Source organism: Thalassobaculum fulvum (assembly GCF_014652915.1).
GTDB lineage: Bacteria > Pseudomonadota > Alphaproteobacteria > Thalassobaculales > Thalassobaculaceae > Thalassobaculum_A > Thalassobaculum_A fulvum.
In genome coordinates this window covers 303,004-325,239 of the sequence record NZ_BMZS01000003.1, presented here as the reverse complement: position 1 = coordinate 325,239, position 22,236 = coordinate 303,004, and the positions used below count along the sequence as shown (strand labels likewise).

Genomic DNA, 22,236 nt, shown 5'->3' with positions numbered 1-22,236 from the left:
CCCAGCGTCAATACGGTCGCCGCCTCGCGGTACATAATTGCGAATAACTTGCATTTGCAGAACGTCGAACATACGGTCGGTGCGGACCGAGCCGGAGCCAGACATGCCTACGCCAACCGTCACGCACCGCCGAAACACCGGTCAGCCGTACGCCGCTCTCGCGTCGGCGATCCGGAAGCGCCCACAGGTCATCCGTTGGATCCTGGCGGGCCCGGGCGCCACAACCGCGGCGATCCTGACCATGGCGGCCATGCCGGCCTGGCTGCCGCGCGGCGCCGCCGGCGTCGACAACATCGTCTATCCCCTTGTCCTCGCCCCGCTGATCTGGACTGTTGCCTTCCTCTACGCGGTTGTGGAGCCGAACCTGCCGCGGGGCGTGGCACTCATTGCCGGCGCTGTGGTCGCGAACGGCCTGGTCACGATCCTCGCCGCCGGCGGTGCTTTCACCGGAAGCGTCCGATGATGCAGCTGTCGCAGAACCAGACGAAGCGACTGACCGCGGTGCACGGCTGGGGCGGTGTGGTCCTCGGTCTGCTGCTGTACGTCGTTGTCGCGACCGGCACCGTTGCGGTGTTCGGGCAGGAGATAGCCAAGTGGTCCGCCGGCGCTTCGTCGTCACGGGGTATCGATCATCCGATCGACGCCATCGTCCGGGATCTGGCGACCAAGCTGCCGCGGTTCTACCTGGCGGAAACCTCGATCTGGGAAAACGAGGCCGGCGAGCTGGTCGCGTTCTTCCATTCCCATGTCCCCAAGCCGGAGACCGGGGAGAACGCGGACTTCGGCACGCTGTTCCGGATCGACCCGGTGAGCGCCGTCGTCCTGGACCGGCACGAAGGCTTCATCTGGGAGCGGCCCGACACCTGGGAGACCAGCGCGCTGCGCCATTTCCTGGTCGAGCTTCACGTTCGCCTGCACCTGCCCGACCCCTGGGGTCTCCTCGCGACCGGGATCCTGGCCCTGCTGCTGATGGCGACCGCCCTGTCCGGGCTGTTGATGCACCGGCACCTGATCCGCGACCTGTTCGTGGCCGAGCGGTCGAGGGCGCGCCTGGTCTCGGCCCGTGACCGGCACCTGCTGGCGTCGAGCTGGAGCCTGCCGTTCGCCGTCGTGCTGGCGTTCACCGGATCGTTCTTCAGCTTCGCCTCCACCGTGAGCCTGCCGATCCTGGCGCAGGTCGCGTTCGGCGGTGATCGCGAGGCGATGATGGAAACGCTGTACGAGCCGGCGGCCCCTGCGGACGATCGCCCGGCCGTCGCCGCCGATCTCGATTCCATTCTGACCCGGTCGACCGAGGCGACCGGGGGGCCGCCGGTCTTCGTCTCGATCCACGGTTTCGGGCGGGCCGACGCCCGCGTCAGCGTCTGGCACGCGGCGGGAGGCGGACGCATGGGCTTCGCGCACGCGGTGTTCGACGGCGCCGATGGCCGGTTCCTCGGGGTCCGGCCGGGCATCGGGATTTCCCGGTCTCTGGGCAGCGACCTGAACGACCTGATGTGGCCCCTGCATGTCGGCGACTTCGCCGGGCTGGCATCCAAATGCCTGTGGGGCGCGCTCGGAACTACGATCTGTTTCGTGATCCTGTCGGGTCTGCGCCTCTGGGTCCGACGCCGGGAAATCGACCCGGCTTGGCGCCGGTTCGGCCGCGCCGTCACGACCGTCGGATACGGCCTGCCGGTCGCCCTCATCGGCTCCGCCTGTGCCGCGTTCCTGTCGGCGACCGCCGGCGATCCGTTCTTCTGGACCCCGGTCGGATTCTCGGTCGCGGCGCTCGCCGGCATCGCCCTCGGGGCGGCGGTCCCCGAGAATGACCGGCTGGCCCTCGCGTTCCGGCGAACCCTGGCGTGGAGCTGCCTGCTCCTGCCGATCGTGCGGATGGCCGGCGGCGGCCGCAGTTGGGCCGAGGCTCTGGCCAACGGTGACGCCGAGGTGATCGCGATCGACCTGCTGGCCCTGGCGACCGGCGGAACGCTCCGCCTTCTCGTGCGGCGCTCGCCCGACCGTCGCGATGCCGCCGCACAGCTGCCGGAGCCGGCGGAATGAGCGCAGCCGCGGTCTTGGCCACCGTGACCACCCTCGCCGCCCTCAGCCATCTGGCGGCCACCGATCCCAAGCGACGCCGCGCCGCTGCCTTGCCGGTCGCCCGCAAGCGTCGACGGGCCGGCCTTGCGGTGACGGCCGCCTTGTGCCCCGGCTTCCTGCTGCTGACAGCGGCCGACGGCGTCGATTTCACCCTGTGGCTCAGTGCCGCCTCCCTCGGCGGCTGGGGCGTCGCCGCCTGCCCGCCCCGACGGGCAGCCCGCGCAATGGTCCGTCTGGCCCGGGCCACCGCCGCGCCGCGGCACCGACTGGCCGGAATTCTCATGGGTAGAAGCCGGGACGAGGCAGCGGGACGGATCGCCGAACTCGAACGGCGGGTCGACGAACTCCAGGCCGACCTCGCTGCGTCCGCGCGGCGCCGCACCCCGGCAGCGGCTCACTGCACCCACGAGGTGGACGCCGCCTGACCCCGTCGTTCCAGCCCCTGGCCGGGAGAACCGGCCAGGGGCGCTTCGGATCTAGAAGTTCACGCCGAGCCGCAGCACGATGGTGCGGCGCTCGCCGTAGTAGCCGGTGGTGCTGTCGGCCGAGGTCACGTAGGTCTCGTCGGTCAGGTTCCGGACGTTCAGGGTCAGGTCCCAGGTGTCGAACTCGTAGCCGATCATGGCGTCGCCGAGGGTGTAGGAATCGGCCCCGTCGGCTCCCGAGTAGCCGTGGCTCGACCCGACATAGCGGACGCCGGCGCCGGCCTTGAACCCCTCCCACGTCCCGCCCGGCCGCCAGGTCACCCAGGTCGACGCCGCATGGTCCGGTATCCCGTACAGCGGCTCGCCGTCGTCGCCCTCGGTCTTCAGGAAGGCGTAGTTCGCCTCGACCTCGAACTCGCCGAGCTTGACCTGACCCTCGAGCTCGAAGCCGCGCGACGTCGCCTCGCCGGACTGCACCTTGTAGGTCGGGTTGTCCGGGTCGGTGACCAGAATGTTGGACTTGGTGATCTCGAACACCGACGCGGTGATCAGCGACGGCACGCCGGGGATCTCGTACTTGACGCCGACCTCGTACTGCACGCCGCGGGTCGGGTCGAAGCTGGCGCCGTTGACGTCGGTCCCGAAGTTCTCCTGGCGGAACGACTCGTTGTAGCTGACGTAGGGCGAGATCCCATTGTCGAACTTGTACATCAGGCCGAGGTTGACGGTGATGTCGCTGTCGCTGGCGTTGATGCCGCTGTTCGGATTGTCGGTCTCGACCTGGTCCCAGCGCGCGCCGGCCGTGACCAGCCAGCGGTCGTAGATCCGCAGCTGGTCCTGGGCGTAGACGCCGGCCTGCTTGAAGTTGACCGCCGGCGTGTCGGCCACCGTGATCGACGGTATGCCCGTGTAGACCGGGTTGAACGGGTCGATCCGCCCGGTGCTGGTACCGTAGCCGGTGTCGTTGTCGGCGGTGGTGTCATTGTAGGCGGCACCGAACAGCAGCTTGTGGGTCACCGGCCCGGTGCGGAAATCCGCCGTGGCGTTGACGTCGCCGACCAGGATCTGGGTCGAGCCGTACTGGGTGTAGAAGGTGCGGTCGATGGTGCCGTCGGAAGCATAGCGGGTCGGGTAGTCGGCATAGGCCCACCAGGCGTGATTGTAGTGGCTGTTGCTCTCGCTGTAGCGCACCGCGCCACCGAGGCTCCAGATATCGTTCAGGCGATGGTCGGCATCGATCGTGATCGCCGCCGACTCCGCCTCCAGCTTGTCGAATCCGGGCTCGCCAACGAATGTGCCGGTCGACAGGTACCGGCCGTTGTAGGCGGGCTCGACGGTGCCGTAGCGCGACAGGAACTGGGTGTCGGGCGTACCGTCCTGCTTCTGGTAACGGCCGAGCACCGTGATGTCGGTGTCCGGCGTCGGCCGGAAGGTCAGCGACGGCGCCAGGGCGATCGCGTCGTTGCGGCCGTGGTCGACCTGGGTCTCGCTGTCGCGCAGCAGCCCGACGAACCGGCCCAGCACCTTGCCCTGCTCGTCGATCCGCCCGGTAACGTCGAGGGTCGTCTGCTTGCGCTCATGGGTGCCGTACTCGGCGGTGATCCGGCGCGAGGTCTCGGCCTCGGGCCGCTTGCTGACCGCATTCAGGAGGCCGCCGACCGTGCTGTTGCCGTACAGCGATCCGGCCGGCCCCTTGATGATCTCGACCCGCTCGAGCAGCGGCACCTCGGGCAGGGTGTTGTTGTAGTAGAGCGAGTTGTCGAACTGCAGCCCGTCCAGATACTCCGCCGGGATGTCGAAGCCCCGGATCGAGGCCCAGTTCCCGCGCAGGTCGTAGCCGTAGGTGCCGCCGCGGACACCGGCCGAGTAGAGATAGGTGTCCTCCAGGCGCTGCCCGCCCTTGTCGACGATCTGCTGCCGGGTCTCGATCGAGATCGACCGGGAGATCTCGGTGACCGGCGTGTCGGTCTTGGTGGCGGTTCCGCTGCTGCGCGGGATGGTCGGGCCGAGCGACCCGCCGGTCCGCTGACCGGTCCCCTCCACTGTCACTGGCTCCAGGACCACGCTGTCCGAGGCCGATGTCCCGGTCACGGTCTGTGCGTGGGCTGGCGCCGCCGTCAGGGTCGAGATCAGCGCCACCAGACGGACAGCGCGGGATGCCCCGCTCGCCGAGCCACCCGACGGCTCGGCAACGGATGAATGAACGGATCGCATTATGCCCCCTAATTGCGAACGACTCTCAGATGATGACGATCTTTATTGTTAATAAGAGTTATTCGCAATTAATTTGTTCGGACGCCAAACCTCCGATCCGGCGGCCGCTTCCTCAACGCAACCGGAACTGAACCGGAACCCGGATCTCCAAGCGCGCACCGCCTAAGCCGTCCGGCAGAGGCGGCAGAGGCTGCGCCCGATCGATCATCTCCAAGGCCGCCCGATCCAGCGTCGGCTCGCCGGCACTCCGCTCGATCCGCTGGGCAAGCACCTTCCCCGATCGATCCATCACGAACACCAGGAGCGCCGTCCCCTCGATCCGGCGTCGCCGGGCCCGGCTCGGGTACTCCTTGTGGCGCTCCAACCACGCCCGCAAGGCTGCGAGATAGTCGGCCGACCCAGCCACCGCCGCAGTCCCGCCTGCCGCAACCTGACCGGCCGCAGCCTCTCCCACTGGGGTGGAGTCGCGGCTGGTCCCTGGAGTCGCCGTCTCGACCGAAGGTCGACCGGTGTCGGCCCGCCCCTGTTCCCGGACCGGCTCGGCGCTCGCCGTCCGAACGGGTGGCTGCACCGGGGGCGGTGTCGGGACGGGTCGCGACCGGGGAACCGGAGGCTTCACCACGTCCCTCGCCCTGACGGCCTCGGGACGCGACGCTGTCGGCGCCTCCTCGACCTGTGCGACCACCGTAGCCAAAGGAGCCGCTACCTGCGGAACGGCCATACGCTCGACCGCCCGGGCCGACGGAACGGCCGGTTCGACGACCGGAACCGCCGGCGAAATGGCAGGCGCCACTGCGGTACCGGCGGTCGCTGCGACCGGACGCGGCACCGCCACCGGTTCCGGGACGGCCGCCGCCTGGACAATCGCAGTCGGCGCCTCCGCAGGTACCGCTGCCTGTACCGGTGCCACCGGCGCCTGGAGCGGCGCGGCCGGCACCGGCCCAACGCTCGCCGCTGGCGCACCCCCCGTGGACGCGGACCGCGGCGCGCCGACCGACAGCGACAACGCCAGCGACCGCGCGCCGGCCCCGGACGACGGCGCCGGTGGTTTCCAGGCCACGCCGACCATGACCGCCGCGTGCAGGCCGAACGCAGCCGCTCCTGCCAGGATCCAGTGCCGCTTGCCGATCTCCATCACCGGCGGTCCTCGATCGTCAGCAGTTGTGTCTGGCGGACGCCGGCCTCCCGGAGAGTTCGGAGCACACCGACCACGAGTCCCGCCGAGGCGGCGCCGTCCGCCTTGACCCGGACGGCCTCGGGCCGCAGTTCGGCGACCGCGGCGGCCAGCGCGCCGGTCTCGACCGACGCTCCGTCCAGCGCCAGCCGGCCGTCGGCCCCGATCAGCACAACAGCCGGACCGCGATCGGCGCCGACGCCGTTCGCCGAACGCGGCGGCTCGACCCGGAACGGATCGGCGACCGCGAGCCGGCCCGCGACCATGAAGAAGATCAGCAGCAGGAACACCACGTTGATCAGTGGCAGTATCCGGTCGTCCTCGCTGCCGATCCGACGCAACGGTGCTCTTGCCAACCTCATCGCAAGGCCTCGCCCGCCCCGAACAGCGAGAGCTCGCGCACGCCCGCGCCGCTCAGCAGATCGAGCACCGCCACCGTACGCTGCAGCGACACGCCCGCCGCCGGCTTCACGATCACCGCCTGGTCCGGCCTCTTCGCCAGCCGGGCGCGAACCCGGTCGAGCAGGATCCCGTCGGCGACCTGCCGCCCCGACAGCCGCAGCTCGCCGGGCCGGACCTCGACCAGCAGTGCTCCCTCCGGCGACGCCGGGCCGGAACCGTCCTGCGTTACCGACACGTCGAGCACCCGCCAGTCGACAAAGCTGGTCGCCAACATGAAGAACACCAGCAGGATGAAGACCACGTCGATCAGGGGCGTGAGGCTGATCAGGGTCCGCCGGCGACGGCGCCTAGCGGTCGGCCAGAACGGCCGCCGGGCGCAGACGGACGGGCTCATGATGCAGCTCCGGGGTATCGATCAGATCGACCGTGAAGACCTGGGTGAGAACGCTCTCCATCTCGCACTCGGTGCGGTCGACGACGCGCTCCAGCCAGGCCAGCAGTGCGACCGTCGGGATCGCGACCGCCAGTCCCACGGCGGTGGTCAGCAGCGCCTCCCAGATCCCGCCGGCCAACAGCCCGGGATCGACCCGGGAGCCGGCCTGCTGGAGTTGCTGGAACGCCCCGATCATCCCGAGCACGGTGCCGAACAGGCCGAGCAGCGGCGCGATCCCGGCGATCACCTCGAGCGGCCGGAGATAGGCGCGCAGCCGCTCAATCGCTTCTGCCGCCAGGCGCGTGACCTCCTCGCGTACGACGGCCTCCGGGAGCTCCGGGCGCAGGCAGCCGCGGATCGCCCCGGCCAGGACCTGGGCTACCGGATTGCGGGACCGGCCGGCCACCGCCAGCGCCTCCGGGCCTCGACCGGCCCGGAACAGCGCGACGGCCCGGCGGGCGGTCACCCGGTCGCCGACCCGGGCCGACCGAAGCTGCCAGAGCTTGAGCAGGACGATGGTGAGCGCCGCCACCGACAGCGTGCCGAGGATCGCCACCACGGGCCCGCCGGCCTTCAGCAGACCGTGCAGGTCGGCGACGAGTTCCGGGAGGCCGTCGATGCCGACCGGCAAGGGTGACGGGATCGACACGACCGGGTCGTCGGGCTGCATGGCGGACCGCGCTCCTTCGGGAATGAGGACACCGCGACTCTTACTAAGAACGACTATCAATTGCAATAGATCGGCCTTGTCGGGACGACCGGGGCGTCCCGCCGCACCCCGCCCGAGGCGATTGCAACCCGCGGGTTCCCGCCTATGATCGCCGAAAAAGGAGACTTTCATGCCGTTCAAGGGGCCGACCAAGCCGTCCCGGAACCCGCAGGCTCCCGCCGTCGGGTTTCCCACCACCCGGATGCGCCGCAATCGCCGGACCGACTGGTCGCGACGGCTGGTCGCCGAGAACCGGCTCGGGGTCGACGACCTGATCTGGCCGGTGTTCGTGCACGCCGGCGACGAGCCGCGGATCCCCGTGCCCTCGATGCCCGGCGTGGTCAGGCATTCGGTCGACGCGCTGGTCGAGGCAGTCGGCGAAGCGGCGGCGCTCGGCATTCCGATGGTCGCGGTCTTCCCCCTGGTCGATCCCGCGCTGAAGGATCCGGAAGGCAGCAACGCGGTCGAACCCGACAACGTGGTATGCCGGGCGGTGCGCGCGATCAAGGCGGCCGGCATCGACATCGGCGTGATGTGCGACGCCGCCCTCGACCCGTTCACCTCGCACGGCCACGACGGGCTGATGCGCGGCGAGGAGATCCTGAACGACGAGACCGTCGAGGTCCTGGTACGGCAGTCGCTGATCCAGGCCGAGGCCGGCTGCGACGTGATCTCGCCGTCCGACATGATGGACGGCCGGATCGGCGCGATCCGGACCGGTCTCGACGCCGCCGGCCACGGCCACGTCCAGATCATGGCCTACGCCGCCAAGTACTCCTCCGGCTTCTACGGCCCGTTCCGCGACGCGGTCGGCTCGGCCTCGACCCTCGGCAAGGGTTCCAAGGACACCTACCAGATGTCGCCGGCGAACACCGACGAGGCGATCCGCGAGGTCGCGCTCGACCTGGCCGAAGGCGCCGACATGGTCATGGTGAAGCCGGGCATGCCCTACCTCGACATCGTGCGCCGGGTGAAGGACACCTTCGCGGTGCCGACCTTTGCCTACCAGGTCTCCGGCGAGTACGCGATGCTGCGGGCCGCCGACGAACGAGGCTGGCTGGACGGCAACCGGGTGATCATGGAATCGCTGCTCGGCTTCAAGCGCGCCGGCGCCGACGGCGTACTCACCTATTTCGCCGTCGAGGTCGCCCGGCGCCTCAAGGCCGGCTGACGCTCGCCGGCGCAGACCCGATCCAGGTAGTCGAGCATGCTGTCGTCGGACCACACCCGACCGCCGGGTGCATGGAACCCGACATGCCCGCCACGGGCGGTCAGCAGCGGCGTCAGGTTCGGGTTGGCGTCCCAGTCGTGGGTTCGGTACGCCGCGCCGGGTATCCAGGGATCGTCGAGCGCGTGGATCACGAGGGTCGGCACCGGAACCGCGGGCAGGAACCGGACCGCCGAGCATTTCGCGTAGTAGTCGGCGGCCCCCGCGAAGCCGTTGTTCGGCGCCGTCAGCCGCTCGTCGAACTCGACGATGTCGCGGATCCGGGCCAGGGTCTCGGCCGCCCCTTCCGGCAGCGGACCGGCCGCCGCCTCGGCCTTCATGCGGTGGAGCAGCCAGCGGTGATACGGCCAGTTGCGCGGCGCCCGGATGCGCTCGGCGGCCGCCGCCAGATCGATCGGTGCCGACACCGCGACCGCCGCGCGGATCGGAAACTGCGTCCCGAACTCGGCCAGCCCCTTCAGCAGCAGGTTCGCGCCGAGCGACCAGCCGACCAGGACCAGCCCTTCGGCGGCCAGCTCCGCCGGCAGATGCGCCAGCACCGCGGCCAGGTCCTCGCTTCGGCCGGAATGATACTGCTGCCGGCTGAACGGCCGGGACGCCCCGGCGCCGCGCAGGTTCAGCCGCAGCGTCCGGTAGCCGGCATCGAGGAGCCGCCCCGCCGCCCGCCGGACATAGCGGCTGTCGGCGCACCCGGTCAGGCCGTGGACCAGGACCGCCAGCGGCAGCCCGGACCGAGGCGAGCGCGGCCGCTCCAGCACGCCATGGAGCCGGTCGCCGGTCCCGTCCGGCATCGCGAACTCGATCGCCTTCGAGCCCGCCGACGCCGGGCGGTCGGCATCGGGCACCAGCGTGTCCCTCAGTGTCTGAAGGTCGGCACCAAGCCAGGGCCAGCGCGGCCGAAACGCCGGGAAGCCGGCGTGCTTGGGCACCGTCGGAGCGGTGGGGCCCGGCCTTGTAGACGCCGCCGTGTCGGTCAGCGCGCGGACTGCGACGGAGTGCGGAACGTCATCCCGCGGCATCGCCCGTCTGTTCCTCCTCGCTGTCGTCGAACGACAGCAGCCAGTCGTGCACCACGGCGATCTGCTCCTCGCTCATCAGGGCCGGCGCGTGCCCGCAGCCCGGGAACTCGACCAGTTCGGCCTTCGGGCCGCGCCGGGTCATCTCGCGCGCGGTTTCGCGGGTCAACAGGTCGGACTTCTCGCCCCTGAGCACAAGCACCGGACAGGTGATGGCGTCCCAGACCGCCCACAGGTCGACGTCCTCGATCGGCTGCTTGAACGCGTCACCGATGGCGGGATCGTAGTGCAGCGCATAGGTCCCGTTCTCCTGCCGCACGGTCGAGTGCAGGGTCAGGTCCGACCAGGCGACGTCGTCGGGGATCCCGAATTCGGCATAGACCTCGTGGAAGTACTCCGCCGCTTCCTGATGATTGCGGAATCGCGGGTCCTGACCGACCCGCTCGCCGATCCGCTCCAGGGCGGCCTTCGGGATGAACGGCCCGACGTCGTTGAGCACCAGGCGCCGGATCGGGCTCTCCGGCCGGGCCGCCAGCAGCATGCCCAGGATGCCGCCCATCGAGGTGCCGACCCAGTCGACGTGCTCCAGCCCGCGGTAGTCCAGCAGCGCCGCCATGTGCTTGAGGTAGGTCGGGAAGCCATAGGCGGCCTTGTCGGCCAGCCAGCCCGACCGGCCGCGCCCGGCGACGTCGACCTCGATCACCCGGAAGTCCTTGGCCATGGCGACGGCCAGACGATCGAAGTCGCGGCCGTTGCGGGTCAGGCCGTGCACGCACACCACCACCCGGTCGCGCGAGCGTTCGCCGAAATCCATGAAGGCGAGCCAAACCGTGCCGTTCTCGTCGGTATAGGGAAAGCTGCCGGCATTCGGGCGCATGACGACCTCGCTCAAATTCTCTCGCGCCCGCCAGTGTCGAGCGGTTCGGCAGCGCGTTCAACACTCGCCGCTCCAGCCGCGCCCGACCGGTTCGCGCCGCCGCCGCACCGCACCCGTGCCAGGCTGTCCCGGGGCTGGCATTCGTGGCACAAACACCAATCTGAGCTACATCCATCAATGAACGGCCCGCCATGACCGCCCTGCTCGTCGCCCTGCACATCCTCGCCGCCGTGATCTGGGTCGGCGGCATGTTCTTCGCCTATGTCGTCCTGCGCCCCTCGGTCGGCGGCATCGAGCCGGCCGCCGAGCGGCCGCGCCTGTGGCGCCGGGTGTTCGCGCGGTTCTTCCCCTGGGTATCGGCAGCCGTCCTGGTGCTGATCGGCTCCGGCTACGCCCTGGTATTCGGCCCGTTCGGCGGCATGGCCGGGGTCGGCCTGCACGTCCACCTGATGCAGGGCCTCGGCTGGATCATGTTCCTGCTGTACGGCCACCTGTACTTCGCGTCGTGGGGTCGGTTCCGCAAAGCCGTCGACGCCGACGACCTGCAGGCCGCCGGCCCGGCGCTCGCCGGAATCCGGCGGATCGTCGCGGCCAACCTGGTGCTCGGCCTGATCGTCGTGGCGATCGGCGCGTCCGGGCGTTATTGGCCATAGCCGACGCCGCGTGGTATGTCCCGCCCGACTTCCCCTTCGAACCCAGTTCCTTCCGGAGATCCCATGGTCGCCTCGATTCCCGAGTCCGTCGACGCCACTCTGGGGATGCTGACCGGCGGCAACTACGTCGCCGACCGATCCCTCGCGACCGCCCTGCACCTGGCGCTGAGCCTGCAGCGCCCGCTGTTCCTCGAGGGTGAGGCCGGGGTCGGCAAGACCGAGATCGCCAAGGTCCTGGCCGACCAGCTCGACCGCCGGCTGATCCGCCTGCAGTGCTACGAGGGCCTGGACGTCGCCTCTGCGGTGTACGAGTGGAACTACGCCCGCCAGATGGTCGAGATCCGGCTGGCCGAGGCGGCCGGCACGGCCGACCGCGACAAGCTGGCGCAGGACATCTTCGACGACCGGTTCCTGATCAAGCGCCCGATCCTGCAGGCGCTGGAGGCCGACGAGCGCGGCGCCCCGGTGCTGCTGATCGACGAGCTCGACCGTACCGACGAGCCGTTCGAGGCGTTCCTGCTGGAGGTGCTCTCGGACTTCCAGGTGACGATCCCCGAACTCGGGCCGATGAGGGCCGCGACCCCGCCGATCGTGATCATCACCTCGAACCGCACCCGCGAGATCCACGACGCCCTCAAGCGCCGCTGCTTCTACTACTGGGTCGACTACCCGAGCGCCGCCCGCGAGCGCGAGATCCTGCGGGTCAAGGCGCCGGAGGCGCCGGCCGAGCTGTCGCGCCAAGTCGTCGCCTTCGTGCACGAGCTGCGCAAGATGGACCTGTTCAAGCTGCCGGGCGTCGCCGAGACCATCGACTGGGTGCACGCCCTGGTCCAGCTCGACCATCTGGCCCTGGACCCGGCCGCCATCGACAACACCCTCGGTGTGCTGCTGAAGTACCAGGACGACATCGCCAAGATCCAGGGTAGCGAGGCGACCCGGATACTGAACCAGATCAAGTCCGAACTGGCCGGCGCCGCGGCGGTGGCGTGAGCCGGCCGGCCGCGAGGCAATCGTGAACCACGCCTCCCCTCCCGACCTCGGGTTGCCGGACGCCGAGAGCCCCGGCGGCGGCAAGCTGGTCGACAACATCATGCATTTCGGCCGCGCCCTGCGGTCGGCCGGCCTGCCGGTCGGCCCGGGCAAGGTGATCGACGCCATCAAGGCGGTCGAGGTCGCCGGCATCACCAACCGCCGCGACTTCTACTGGACCCTGCACGCGGTGTTCGTGAACCGGCACGACCAGCGCCACGTTTTCGATCAGGCGTTCCACGTGTTCTGGCGCAACCCGCGGCTGCTCGAGCGCATGCTGCAGATGGTCCTGCCGGAGTTCCGGGCGGACGTGCCGGACGACAAGGACCGCGAGGAGATCAGCCGGCGGGTCGCCGAGGCGCTGCAGCCGCCGAAGAGCCCGCGCGAAGACCAGAGCCGCGAGCCCGACGAGGAGAACATCGAGTTCGACGCCTCGATGACCTGGTCGGACCGCGAGCTGGTGCGCTCCATGGACTTCGAGAAGATGTCGGCCGAGGAGGTGGCGCGCGCCAAGAACGCGATCCGCGGCATGCGGCTGCCGATCATGGAGGTGCCGACCCGGCGGTTCAGGCCGGCCGAGTACGGCCGCCGGGTCGACCTGCGCCGGACCATGCGGGCGACCCTGCGGTCCGGCGGCGACCAGATCCCGCTGCAGCACAAGAAGCGCCGCATGCGGCACCCGCCGCTGGTGGCGCTGTGCGACATCTCCGGTTCGATGAGCCGGTACTCTCGGATGCTGCTGCACTTCATGCACGCGGTCACCAGCGACCGGGACCGGGTCCACACTTTCCTGTTCGGCACCCGGCTGACCAACGTCACCCGCTACCTGCGCTCGCGCGACGTCGACGAGGCGCTGGCCAAGGTCGGGGCCAACGTCGACGACTGGTCGGGCGGCACCCGGATCGGGCACTGCCTGCACGAGTTCAACCGCTACTGGGGCCGCCGGGTGCTGACCCAGGGTGCGGTCGTGCTGCTGATAACCGACGGCCTGGACCGCGAGGTCGGGACCGGGCTGGCCGAGGAGATGGAGCGGCTGCACAAGTCCTGCCGCCGACTCATCTGGCTCAATCCGCTGTTGCGCTTCGACGGCTTCGCGCCCAAATCTTTGGGGGTTCGCGCCATTCTCCCGCACGTCGACGATTTCCGGACCGTCCATTCGCTCGACAGCCTCGAGCAGCTTGCGGATACGATCGGGCGGCCGGCGCTCCGCCGGCGCGAGGGCATGGAAGGTTGGTTGGCCGCGCTGCGCCGGGTCGAGGACGAGCAGCGCGACAAGCAGGGAGCCTGACGATGACCGACGCATCCGCATTCGCCAGCCAGGAGGACGTGCTCGCCACGGCCGGCAGCTGGCTCGCCGAGGGCCGCAAGGTCGCGATCGCGACCGTGGTGAAGACCTGGGGCAGTTCGCCGCGTCCGGTCGGCTCGCGGCTGGTGGTCGACGGCGAAGGTGCCATGGTCGGCTCGGTATCGGGCGGTTGCATCGAGGGCGCGGTCATCAAGGAGGCGTTCGACGTCATGGCCGGCGGCGCCCCCCGCCTGCTGGACTTCGGCGTCAGCGACGAACAGGCCTGGGACGTCGGCCTCGCCTGCGGCGGCAAGGTCGAGGTCTGGGTCGAGCGGTTGGAGGCGTGAGGTCATGAAGGCGGCACTGTTCAACGATCTGCAGGCCGCCCGGGCGGCCAAGGCGCCGGTCGCGCTGGTCACGGCCCTGACCGACGGCGCCCAGGCCCTGGTGTACCATGACCGGGTCGACGGCTCCCTGCCCGAGGCGGTGGTGGCCGAGACCCGGCGGCGCCTGCGCGACAACGCCGGCGGGGTGGTCGAGCACGGCGACGCCCGCTACTTCGTCGACTGCCACAACCCGCCGCTCCGGATCATCGTGATCGGCGCGGTGCACATCTCGCAGACCCTGGTGCCGATGGCGGCGATCGCCGGCTACGAGGTGATCGTGGTCGACCCGCGGGCCAGCTTCGCGACCGCCGACCGGTTCCCGAACGTCCGCCTGGTCGACGACTGGCCGGACGAGGCGATGGAAGCCCTGAAACCGGACAGCCGGACCGCGGTCGTCACCCTCACCCACGACCCCAAGCTCGACGACCCGGCGCTCGAGGTCGCGCTGAAGTCGGACGCGTTCTACATCGCCTGCCTCGGCAGCCGGCGCACCCACGCCAGGCGGCTCGACCGGCTGCGCGAACTCGGCTTCGACGACGCTACCCTGGCCCGCATCCACGGCCCGGCCGGGCTGCCGATCGGCGCGGTTTCGCCGGCCGAGATCGCGCTGTCGATCCTGGCCGAGCTGACCGCCGTGCTGCACGAGGCCCCGGCCGTCGCCAAGGCAGCCTGACGTGCAGTTCGGCGAGATCCCGGTCGAGGAAGCCGAGGGCGCCATCCTGGCCCACTCGCTGCGCCTGGAGGCCCGGACCCTGAAGAAGGGAAAGGTGCTGACGGCCGACGACCTGGCGATCCTCCGGGCCGCGGGCTATGCCCAGGTGGTGGCCGCCCGCCTGGAGAAGGGCGACATCGCCGAGGACGACGCCGCGAACCGGCTGGCCCGCGCCATGGGCGGTGACGGGGTCACGGCGGGCGCGGCGTTCACCGGCCGCGCCAACCTGTATGCCGAAACCGCCGGCGTGGTGGTCTACGACCCCGGGCGCCTGGATGCCTTCAACCTGATCGACGAGGCCGTGACCCTGGCGATGGTGCCGCCGTACCAGTCGGTCGAGCCCGGCCAGATGATCGCGACCCTCAAGATCATCGCGTTCTCCGTGCCTGAGGACACGGTCACCCTGGCCGAGGCGATCGCCCGGCGCGAGGTGCCGATGGTGCGGGTCGCGGCCTACCGCCCGACGCGGGTCGGGCTGGTGCAGTCGCAGTTGCCCGGCACCAAGGAGAGCGTGCTGAACTCGACGCTCGAGGTGACCCGGGCCCGCCTGCACCCGATGGGCAGCGAGATCTGCCACGAGGTCCGGTGCGAGCACGCGCCGGCCGCGATCGCCCGGGCAATCGAGGAAACCCTGCGGAACGGCGCCCAGATGGTGCTGGTCTCGGGCGCTTCGGCGGTGGTCGACCGGCGCGACGTGGTGCCGGCGGGAGTCGAGGCCGCCGGCGGGACCGTCACCCATTTCGGTATGCCGGTGGACCCCGGCAACCTCATGCTGATGGGCCGGATCGGCGACGCCACCGTGATCGGCCTGCCGGGCTGCGCCCGCTCGCCGAAGCTCAACGGTTTCGACTGGGTCCTGCAGCGCGCCGTCGCCGGGTTGCCGATCGGCGACCGCGAGATCATGCGGATGGGGGTCGGCGGCCTGCTCAAGGACATCCCGAGCCGGCCGATGCCGCGCACCCGCGCCAAGGAAGGCAAGGCGCCGCCGCAGGCCCACGTGGCCCCGGCGCGCCGACCGAAGATCGCCGCCCTGGTCCTGGCGGGTGGCCAGTCGCGGCGGATGGGCGAGATCAACAAGCTGCTGGCCGAGATCGACGGCCGCCCCATGGTTCGCCACGTGGTCGACAACGTCCTGGCATCGGCTGCCGACCCGGTGGTGGTGGTGACCGGGCACGAGGCCGACCGGGTGCACGCCGCGCTCGCCGGCTGCACGGTGAGCTTCGCCGAAAACCCGGATTTCGCCGACGGCCTGTCGACCTCGCTGAAGGCCGGTATCGCGGCCCTGCCCCCGGACACCGACGGCGCGATCGTCTGTCTGGCCGACATGCCGAAGGTCGGCGCCACGGTCATCGACCGCCTGATCGCCGCGTTCGACCCGGTCGAGGGCCGTGCCATCATCGTCCCGACCCGCCGTGGCAAGCGCGGCAACCCGGTGCTGTTCGCCCGCCGCTTCTTCGAGACGATCGCGGCGGTGTCCGGCGACGTCGGGGCCCGTCACATCATCGGCGAGCACGACGAGGTGGTCGCCGAGGTCGAGGTCGAGGACGAGGCCGTGCTGATGGACGTCGATACGCCTGCCGCCCTGGCGGCCCTGACCGGCGGCCGCCCATGACCGATCCGCTGTATCAGGCCGAGATCCTGGCCCTGGCCAAGCAAGGCCGGGCGGTCGACCGCCTCGAGAGCCCGACGGTGACAGCCCGGGTCGACAACCCGATCTGCGGCGACCGGATAACCATCGACCTCGCCGTCGAGGACGGCCGGATCACCGCGGTCGGCGCCAAGGTGCAGGGGTGCGCACTGTGCCAGGCGGCGACCGCGGTGATCGCCGAGGAGGCTATCGGCGTGCCGGCGGCGACGCTCGAGCGTGCCGGGACCGCGGTCGCCGGATACCTTGCCGGCACGCTCGGCGAAGGCGACCTGCCCTGGACACGGCTCAGCAGCTTCGCCCCGGTGCAGGCGGTGCGCGCCCGGCACGACTGCGTGATGCTGCCGTTCAAGGCAGCCAGCAGGGCGCTCGCCTCTCTGGAAGCCGTCAGCTCTTGATGTCTAGCGTGGCCTGCAGGAGTTCGTCGGCCGCGCGGATGGTCGCGAGATTGGCCTCGAACTGCCGCTGACCGGAGATCCGCTCGGCCGTCTCGCGCACCAGGTCCACGTTCGGGCGATTGACCAGCCCCTCGGCGTCGGCATCGGGGGCCGACGGATCGTACTGCTGGACCGAGGCCGGATCGACCAGCAGTCGGGTGGACTGCACCCCGCCGGTCGGGGTCGAGACGTCGACCGTGCGGCCCGGCCGGAACAGCGGATTGCCCTGGTCGTCGGTTGCCGGGCCGTCGACGCTCGGCGCCGCCACGCTGCGCAGGTTCGCGACGTTGCTCGCCGAGTTGCCGAGCCGCCGTTCGGCGGCCTGGACGCCGCTGAGGGCACTGGAGATCGCGCTGCTGATGGCCATGCGTCATCGTCCTCCGACGACGGTTAAATAACTCATAACGCCGCCGCCGGCCAGCGACCCGCCGCGATCACCTCCGCCACGAAGGCGTCGAGCGCCTCCAGGGCGCCGTGGTCGAACAGGTCGGTGTGCGCACCGCCCCGCAGCCGGACCAGCCGCTTCGGCTCCGGCGCCACCTCGAACAGCGCCTCGCCATGGTCGATCGGCACGACCCGGTCCTCGGTGCCGTGCACGATCAACACCGGGGCCTTCGCCCCGCCCAGCCGGCTGCGGGTGTCGAACGGATCGCGGACCAGACGGCGCGCCGGAACGAACCAGTAGCGCGCGGCCGCGATGTCGGCGATCGAGGTGTAGGGCGCCTCGAGCACGAGGCCCGCGACCGCCCGTTCGAGCGCCAGGGCGGCCACTACGCCGGACCCCAGGGACTCGCCGTACAGCACGGTCGCGCGCGCGGCGATGCCGAACCCCTCGACCCGGTCCAGCCAGGCCCGGCCATCGTCGATCAGCCCGGCCTCGCTGGGCGATCCCGGATTGCCCCCGTAGCCTCGGTATCCGGCCAGCAGTACGCCGTACCCGCGCTCGATCATCCGCCGGGCCTTGTCGTCGCGCCCGCCGACGTTCCCGCCATTGCCGTGGAAGTACAGGACGGTCGGACGTCCGGCGGCCGGCGGTTGCCACCAGCCCTCGAGCTCCAGCCCGTCGGCCGTGACCGTGGTCACCCGCGCCATCATCGGCGCCGCGCTGGCCGCCGGGTCCGGCCGCGAGGTGTCCGGGACGAACAGGATGCTGCGTTGGGTGGCGTACAGCACCGTCACCACCAGGACCCATCCGGCCGCCGCAGTCATCGCCATGCCCGTCACAATGCCCATCGTCACGTCCTATCGACCCGGTCGGAGCTTCACCTATACTGCGCCGCCATGCAGCGCGCGCATCCAGCCATCCAGCGTCTCTTGTTCGCAACCATCCTGGCGGTCGGATGCGGCCTCGGGATCACGTCTGCGTATGCCGCCCGCGTGCAGTGGTACGTCGAGGTCCTCACCGACCCGATCAGCAACAAGCCGGTGCTGGAGGCCCGCGTCCTCACGCAGGAGGGCTACGGCTTCAAGCTGATGCGCCACAAGGACAACTCGATCTGGGGCGAATTCCACCTGCCGCGCTCCAGCCAGGCGATGCTGACCTCCGACCGCCTGCCGGTCTACCGGGTCGACGACAACGACCCGATCGACCTGGAGGAGCTCAAGAAGCTCGAGGTCGGCACCGAGCCGACGCTCTACAAGATCGTCGGGCGATCGATCCAGTTCATCATCTGGGGCGACGCCCGGCGCGGCTTCATCCCGCCGGTCCTGCGGCAGATGATGCTCGGCGAGGCGATCCACGTGACCTACTACACCCTGCTGGGGGAGCGCCTGGAGGCGGAACTGACGCTGCGGCGCGGCAATCAGGCGATCGCCCAGTTCCTGCAGGTCAGTCCGCTCGACCCCAAGAGCGACGCCATCGAGCAGCCCGCCGAGAACTTCGCGCTGATTGCCAAGCGCTTCCAGGAGCTGTGCGACGACCTCCGGTTCACCGGCAACGATTCCGACTACACGAGCTGTCGCGACCTGTTCTTCAGCTGCTCCGAGACGCCCGGCCAGACGGCCGACAGCTTCAAGAGGTGCCTGGGTTTCGAACCTCGTGAGCTGCAGCCGGCGGAACCCGCCGGCGGCCCTGACCACACGCCGGCCCCGCGAAGCTGAGAGCCGGGCTAGACGGCCAGCGAAACCAGGCTCGACCGCTCGGCCGGCCCACGGTAGCTGGCGGCGGCGGCGCTGAACGCCGCGGCGCCAAAGGCGCCGACCCGGTCGTCGTCGTCCCGGCCGTCGCCGTCCCGGTCGGAATCCGACGTTCCGGCGTTCGGCGTGTCGGTGCCGGGCCTATCGGTGTCGGGCGTGTCGGTATCGGGGCTCGACGACGATCCGCTCCCGGCATCCGCCGGTCCGAAACCGGCTCGTGGCGCGCCGGTCGCGACGGTGCCGGCACCGCTGTCGCCGGTCGCCGTCGCCGCTATGTCCAGCCCGCCTTCCGGGGCCGGACTCGGCGCTTGTGCGCCCGCGACCGCCGGCGGCACGCTGGCGTCGGCCGCAGCCGTCTCCGCCTCCGCGGCCTGCCGCTCCGCACGCTGCTGGGCCAGGAGCTCGGCCTGGGCGCTCTGCTGGAGCGCGTTGGCGGCGGCGGCAACCCGCCGGTCCTGGGACGACGGGTCGGCCGGCGCGTTGGCCGCCGCCTTGATCTGCTGGGCCTTGCGGATGGTCGCCGCCGGGTCGCCCTTGACCGGCGCGGTGTCGATCGACACCTCGCCGCCGACGGCGTAGCGCTTGCCGTCGGGGCCGGTCTGGTAGGTGAAGCTCGGAGCACCGGCGTACTGCCCGCCGGCGGCGGCGTGCGCCGCCTCGTGCCGGCGCACCTCGGCGTCGCGCTGCTGCAACTCGCGAACCAGCTCGCGCTCGGCTTCGGTGAGGCCGTCGAGCCCCGGCTCGCCGGAGGCCTCGCCGTCGTCGGCCGCCGGGTCGCTCGGCTCTCCCGGCTCCGGGGTTTCCGGCCGGCCCAGCCGATCCAGCGCCAGGCCGATGGCGACGGCAAGCGTGAACGCGCCTCCCGCAATCAGCGGGCGTCGCGGGCCGCCCTCGGGGCGGCCTTCCTGTCCCGGCAGCCTGGGAATGTCGGTCGCCGACCGGGCGTCGCCGGCCGGTGCCGACGGCCGGCGGCCCGGCTGTGTCGCGGCCTCGTCGCCTGCATCGCCGCGGCCCGGCAACCGGTCGGCATCGCGCGCGTCGGCTCTCGCCCCGTCCGCCGCGGACGGGCGCCCGAAGACCGCCGGCGCGCCGAATCCCGGCCCGCCGCCAATCCCCCCTCCGACAATCTGCGCCGTACTCGTCATACCCGGCGGCGTCTCCGCTGCAACGACCGTGCATTCCTCCCCGTCGACTTTCTTAGCACGAAATCCCGGTCAAGGCGTTAACGCGGGCGCCCTCGAGCCCGCCGCCGACACCCACTTGGCCGGACCTCCCGCTGCGCCTAGGTTACTCAGCCATCCACCGCGCACGGCCCCGACCGCGATCCTCATGCCCGACAAACCGCTCAGCCCGCCGATCTGGATCCTGGTCGTGGCGACCGCCACCGGTCCGCTCGCGCTCAACATCTTCGTGCCGTCGATGCCGGGACTGGTCCGGGTGTTCGACACCGACTACGCCACCATCCAGCTGACGCTCACGCTCTATCTCGTCGGGGTCGCGGTGGCGCAGCTCGCCTACGGCCCGCTCTCGGACCGCTTCGGCCGCCGGCCGACCCTGCTGGCCGGCCTGGCGATCTACGCGATCGCAAGCCTGCTGTGCGCCTTCGCCTGGTCGATCGAGACCCTGATCGTCGGGCGCATCCTGCAGGCGGTCGGGGGATGCGCCGGCATGGTTCTCGGACGCGCGATCGTGCGCGACGTCTTCGAGCGCGACCGGGCGGCGAGCGTGATCGCCCTGGTGACCATGGCGATGGCGGTGGCCCCGGCGATGGCCCCGGCGCTCGGCGGGTTCCTGGAGTCGAGCTTCGGATGGCACTCGACCTTCCTGGTGCCGATGGCGATGGGGCTGGTGGTACTCGCCGCCTCGATCCCGCTGTTGCACGAGACCAACCTCACGCCGATCCCGCGCATCGACCTGCCATCCATGCTGCGCAGCTACGGCGAGCTTCTGCGGTCGCGGGCGTTCCTCGGCTACGCCGGCAACACCGCCGCCTCGGTCGGCGCGTTCTTCGCGTTCCTGGCCGGCGGCCCGTATGTCGTGATCGAGATCCTGCACCGGCCGCCCAGCGAGTACGGCCTGTACTTCGTCCTGATCTCCGGCGGCTACATGACCGGGAACTTCATGGCCAGCCGGATGTCCCAGCGTCTCGGCGTCGACCGGATGATCCCCCTCGGGGTCGGCGTGTCCACCGTCGGCGGGCTCGCCAGCGTCGGCCTGCTGGTCGCCGGGATCGTGACCACCGCGAGCGTGTTCCTGCCGATGATGCTGGTCGCGGTCGGCAACGGCATCAGTCAGCCCAACGGCATCGCCGGCGCGGTCAGCGTCAACCCGCGGATCGCCGGCGCCGCCTCCGGCCTGATGGGGTTCGGCCAGATGGCGACCGGCGCGGTGTTCACCATCGTGGTCGGGCTGCTGCAGAACCAGACCGATCACCGGGCGATGGCAGGCATGATCCTGTTCGCTTGCATCGCCTCATTCTTCTTCCACCTGCTGGCCCGCTCGGACGGGAGGACGCGTTGACCCCGCCGCCCGCCGACCTGGACGCCCTGGTCGCACACGTCCTCGGGCGGCTGTCGGCGGCCACGACGGATCCTGCCGCACCCTGGCGGACGCCGATGCTCGCGACCCTCTCGCAGACCGGCGCGCCGACCCTGCGGACGGTCGTGCTGCGCGCCGTCTCCGTGCCCGACCGCAGCCTCCGGATCAACACCCACCGGCACTCGGACAAGGCCGGGCAGATCGCCCGGAACACGGCGGTCGAACTGTGCCTGTGGGACCCGGTCGCCGGGCAGCAGCTGCGGATTGCCGGGGATGCGGCGGTCGAGGCGTCGGGACCGACCGCCGACGCGACCTGGACGGCCCTCGGCGCCGCAGGACGAGCGCTCTATCGCGGCGGCCCGCCGCCGGGCACGCCGACCCCGGGACCGCGACCGCTCGACCACCCGCCGATCGATCCGAACGGCGGCGACCGCGACGCCTTCGCCATCGTCACGGTGGCGTGGCGAAGCTGGGACTGGGTGTGGCTGGGCGCAGACGCGCATCGGCGGGCCCGCATACGCTGGCCCGCCGACGGCGACTACGAGGCTGCCTGGGTGGTTCCGTAGGGCGTAGCCACCGGCGAACTCAGCCGCGGCGGAACAGCCGTCCGACCAGCGCGATGCCGGCGATCAGCGCGTTCGCCAGGGCGAGCACGACCGGCGCCAGGATCTCGGTCTGGGCGAGCGTGACGGAAGCGGCCGGGGTCTCGGCGACACCGAGGCGCGAAACGACAGGGGACATGGTGGCCTCCTCCGGCCGGTGATCCGAGCGACTGGCGGGCATGTAGGGTAGCGGCACGCACCGGACCAGCGCGGCCGGCACGCAGCCGCCCTGCGTCCGCTGCATGGCTCGCTT

Annotated in this window: 25 protein-coding genes; 14 read left to right on the top strand and 11 right to left on the bottom strand. The window is 70.9% G+C overall.

The window, feature by feature from the left end:
• Positions 1 to 103 precede the first annotated feature (103 nt).
• Genes IE246_RS07945 through IE246_RS07935 form a run of 3 tightly spaced genes read left to right on the top strand, consistent with a single transcriptional unit; the run spans position 104 to position 2,507 of the window.
• A complete protein-coding gene (locus tag IE246_RS07945) occupies positions 104 to 463 on the top strand; it encodes a hypothetical protein (RefSeq protein WP_189988420.1) in 360 nt (119 codons plus the stop codon).
• On the top strand, positions 460 to 2,043 hold the full coding sequence (locus IE246_RS07940; protein WP_189988419.1) for a PepSY-associated TM helix domain-containing protein: 1,584 nt from the start codon (positions 460 to 462) through the stop codon (positions 2,041 to 2,043). Before IE246_RS07945 ends, IE246_RS07940 begins: the two co-directional genes overlap by 4 nt.
• On the top strand, positions 2,040 to 2,507 hold the full coding sequence (locus tag IE246_RS07935) for a hypothetical protein (RefSeq protein ID WP_189988418.1): 468 nt from the start codon (positions 2,040 to 2,042) through the stop codon (positions 2,505 to 2,507). Before IE246_RS07940 ends, IE246_RS07935 begins: the two co-directional genes overlap by 4 nt.
• Before the next feature lie 51 nt (positions 2,508 to 2,558).
• On the opposite strand, the gene IE246_RS07930 is transcribed toward IE246_RS07935, so the two are convergent.
• The 5 genes from IE246_RS07930 to IE246_RS07910 form a co-directional block, all read right to left on the bottom strand.
• The gene (locus IE246_RS07930) at positions 2,559 to 4,550 is read right to left on the bottom strand and encodes a TonB-dependent siderophore receptor (protein ID WP_189988417.1); all 1,992 of its coding nucleotides are present in this window, start codon (positions 4,548 to 4,550) and stop codon (positions 2,559 to 2,561) included.
• 283 nt (positions 4,551 to 4,833) lie between these two features.
• Complete coding sequence (locus tag IE246_RS07925) at positions 4,834 to 5,856, bottom strand: energy transducer TonB family protein (RefSeq protein ID WP_189988416.1); 1,023 nt, start codon at positions 5,854 to 5,856, stop codon at positions 4,834 to 4,836.
• The gene (locus tag IE246_RS07920; protein ID WP_189988415.1) at positions 5,856 to 6,257 is read right to left on the bottom strand and encodes an ExbD/TolR family protein; all 402 of its coding nucleotides are present in this window, start codon (positions 6,255 to 6,257) and stop codon (positions 5,856 to 5,858) included. The genes IE246_RS07925 and IE246_RS07920 overlap by 1 nt, the downstream gene beginning before the upstream one ends.
• Positions 6,254 to 6,691 (bottom strand): ExbD/TolR family protein, encoded by a 438-nt coding sequence (locus IE246_RS07915; RefSeq protein WP_189988414.1) that lies wholly within the window; start codon positions 6,689 to 6,691, stop codon positions 6,254 to 6,256. Before IE246_RS07915 ends, IE246_RS07920 begins: the two co-directional genes overlap by 4 nt.
• Complete coding sequence (locus IE246_RS07910) at positions 6,645 to 7,400, bottom strand: MotA/TolQ/ExbB proton channel family protein (protein ID WP_189988413.1); 756 nt, start codon at positions 7,398 to 7,400, stop codon at positions 6,645 to 6,647. The genes IE246_RS07915 and IE246_RS07910 overlap by 47 nt, the downstream gene beginning before the upstream one ends.
• A 169-nt stretch (positions 7,401 to 7,569) precedes the next feature.
• Between IE246_RS07910 and hemB the strand changes: the two genes are divergently transcribed.
• Complete coding sequence (hemB, locus tag IE246_RS07905) at positions 7,570 to 8,610, top strand: porphobilinogen synthase (protein ID WP_229836665.1); 1,041 nt, start codon at positions 7,570 to 7,572, stop codon at positions 8,608 to 8,610.
• Here hemB and IE246_RS07900 read toward each other — a convergent pair.
• Together IE246_RS07900 and IE246_RS07895 are read right to left on the bottom strand one after the other, a co-directional pair.
• The gene (locus IE246_RS07900; protein WP_229836662.1) at positions 8,568 to 9,512 is read right to left on the bottom strand and encodes a YheT family hydrolase; all 945 of its coding nucleotides are present in this window, start codon (positions 9,510 to 9,512) and stop codon (positions 8,568 to 8,570) included. The two genes, hemB and IE246_RS07900, sit on opposite strands and share 43 nt — an antisense overlap.
• 160 nt (positions 9,513 to 9,672) lie before the next feature.
• Positions 9,673 to 10,575 (bottom strand): alpha/beta fold hydrolase, encoded by a 903-nt coding sequence (locus IE246_RS07895; RefSeq protein ID WP_229836659.1) that lies wholly within the window; start codon positions 10,573 to 10,575, stop codon positions 9,673 to 9,675.
• 176 nt (positions 10,576 to 10,751) lie between these two features.
• Here IE246_RS07895 and IE246_RS07890 point away from each other — a divergent pair, with 176 nt between their 5' ends.
• From IE246_RS07890 to IE246_RS07860, 7 genes are all read left to right on the top strand, one after another.
• Positions 10,752 to 11,213, top strand: a complete 462-nt coding sequence (locus tag IE246_RS07890; protein WP_189988411.1) for a CopD family protein — start codon at positions 10,752 to 10,754, stop codon at positions 11,211 to 11,213.
• A gap of 63 nt (positions 11,214 to 11,276) precedes the next feature.
• Positions 11,277 to 12,203, top strand: a complete 927-nt coding sequence (locus IE246_RS07885; RefSeq protein WP_189988410.1) for an AAA family ATPase — start codon at positions 11,277 to 11,279, stop codon at positions 12,201 to 12,203.
• A 22-nt stretch (positions 12,204 to 12,225) separates the two neighbouring features.
• Complete coding sequence (locus IE246_RS07880) at positions 12,226 to 13,530, top strand: vWA domain-containing protein (protein ID WP_308434479.1); 1,305 nt, start codon at positions 12,226 to 12,228, stop codon at positions 13,528 to 13,530.
• 2 nt (positions 13,531 to 13,532) lie between these two features.
• On the top strand, positions 13,533 to 13,874 hold the full coding sequence (locus IE246_RS07875) for an XdhC family protein (protein WP_189988409.1): 342 nt from the start codon (positions 13,533 to 13,535) through the stop codon (positions 13,872 to 13,874).
• 4 nt (positions 13,875 to 13,878) lie between these two features.
• Complete coding sequence (locus IE246_RS07870; protein ID WP_189988408.1) at positions 13,879 to 14,586, top strand: XdhC family protein; 708 nt, start codon at positions 13,879 to 13,881, stop codon at positions 14,584 to 14,586.
• A gap of 1 nt (position 14,587) precedes the next feature.
• The gene (locus IE246_RS07865) at positions 14,588 to 16,237 is read left to right on the top strand and encodes an NTP transferase domain-containing protein (RefSeq protein WP_189988407.1); all 1,650 of its coding nucleotides are present in this window, start codon (positions 14,588 to 14,590) and stop codon (positions 16,235 to 16,237) included.
• On the top strand, positions 16,234 to 16,668 hold the full coding sequence (locus IE246_RS07860; protein ID WP_189988406.1) for an iron-sulfur cluster assembly scaffold protein: 435 nt from the start codon (positions 16,234 to 16,236) through the stop codon (positions 16,666 to 16,668). Before IE246_RS07865 ends, IE246_RS07860 begins: the two co-directional genes overlap by 4 nt.
• Here IE246_RS07860 and IE246_RS07855 read toward each other — a convergent pair.
• Both IE246_RS07855 and IE246_RS07850 read right to left on the bottom strand, forming a co-directional pair.
• On the bottom strand, positions 16,658 to 17,074 hold the full coding sequence (locus IE246_RS07855) for a flagellar basal body rod protein FlgC (protein WP_189988405.1): 417 nt from the start codon (positions 17,072 to 17,074) through the stop codon (positions 16,658 to 16,660). The genes IE246_RS07860 and IE246_RS07855 overlap by 11 nt on opposite strands.
• 32 nt (positions 17,075 to 17,106) lie before the next feature.
• Positions 17,107 to 17,940, bottom strand: a complete 834-nt coding sequence (locus tag IE246_RS07850; RefSeq protein ID WP_189988404.1) for an alpha/beta hydrolase — start codon at positions 17,938 to 17,940, stop codon at positions 17,107 to 17,109.
• A 144-nt stretch (positions 17,941 to 18,084) separates the two neighbouring features.
• Between IE246_RS07850 and IE246_RS07845 the strand changes: the two genes are divergently transcribed.
• Positions 18,085 to 18,807, top strand: coding sequence for a hypothetical protein (locus IE246_RS07845; protein ID WP_189988403.1), 723 nt, complete (start codon positions 18,085 to 18,087; stop codon positions 18,805 to 18,807).
• Positions 18,808 to 18,815: 8 nt separating this feature from the next.
• Here IE246_RS07845 and IE246_RS27865 read toward each other — a convergent pair whose 3' ends face one another.
• Complete coding sequence (locus IE246_RS27865) at positions 18,816 to 19,862, bottom strand: putative metalloprotease CJM1_0395 family protein (protein ID WP_229836656.1); 1,047 nt, start codon at positions 19,860 to 19,862, stop codon at positions 18,816 to 18,818.
• A 310-nt stretch (positions 19,863 to 20,172) separates the two neighbouring features.
• On the opposite strand from IE246_RS27865, the gene IE246_RS07835 reads away from it, so the two are divergent.
• Together IE246_RS07835 and IE246_RS07830 are read left to right on the top strand one after the other, a co-directional pair.
• A complete protein-coding gene (locus tag IE246_RS07835; RefSeq protein ID WP_189988402.1) occupies positions 20,173 to 21,363 on the top strand; it encodes a multidrug effflux MFS transporter in 1,191 nt (396 codons plus the stop codon).
• Positions 21,360 to 21,947, top strand: coding sequence for a pyridoxamine 5'-phosphate oxidase family protein (locus IE246_RS07830; RefSeq protein WP_189988401.1), 588 nt, complete (start codon positions 21,360 to 21,362; stop codon positions 21,945 to 21,947). Before IE246_RS07835 ends, IE246_RS07830 begins: the two co-directional genes overlap by 4 nt.
• A gap of 19 nt (positions 21,948 to 21,966) precedes the next feature.
• Here the strand turns inward: IE246_RS07830 and IE246_RS07825 are convergent, their stop codons facing one another.
• Positions 21,967 to 22,122, bottom strand: coding sequence for a hypothetical protein (locus IE246_RS07825; protein ID WP_189988400.1), 156 nt, complete (start codon positions 22,120 to 22,122; stop codon positions 21,967 to 21,969).
• Between the last annotated feature and the right edge of the window lie 114 nt (positions 22,123 to 22,236).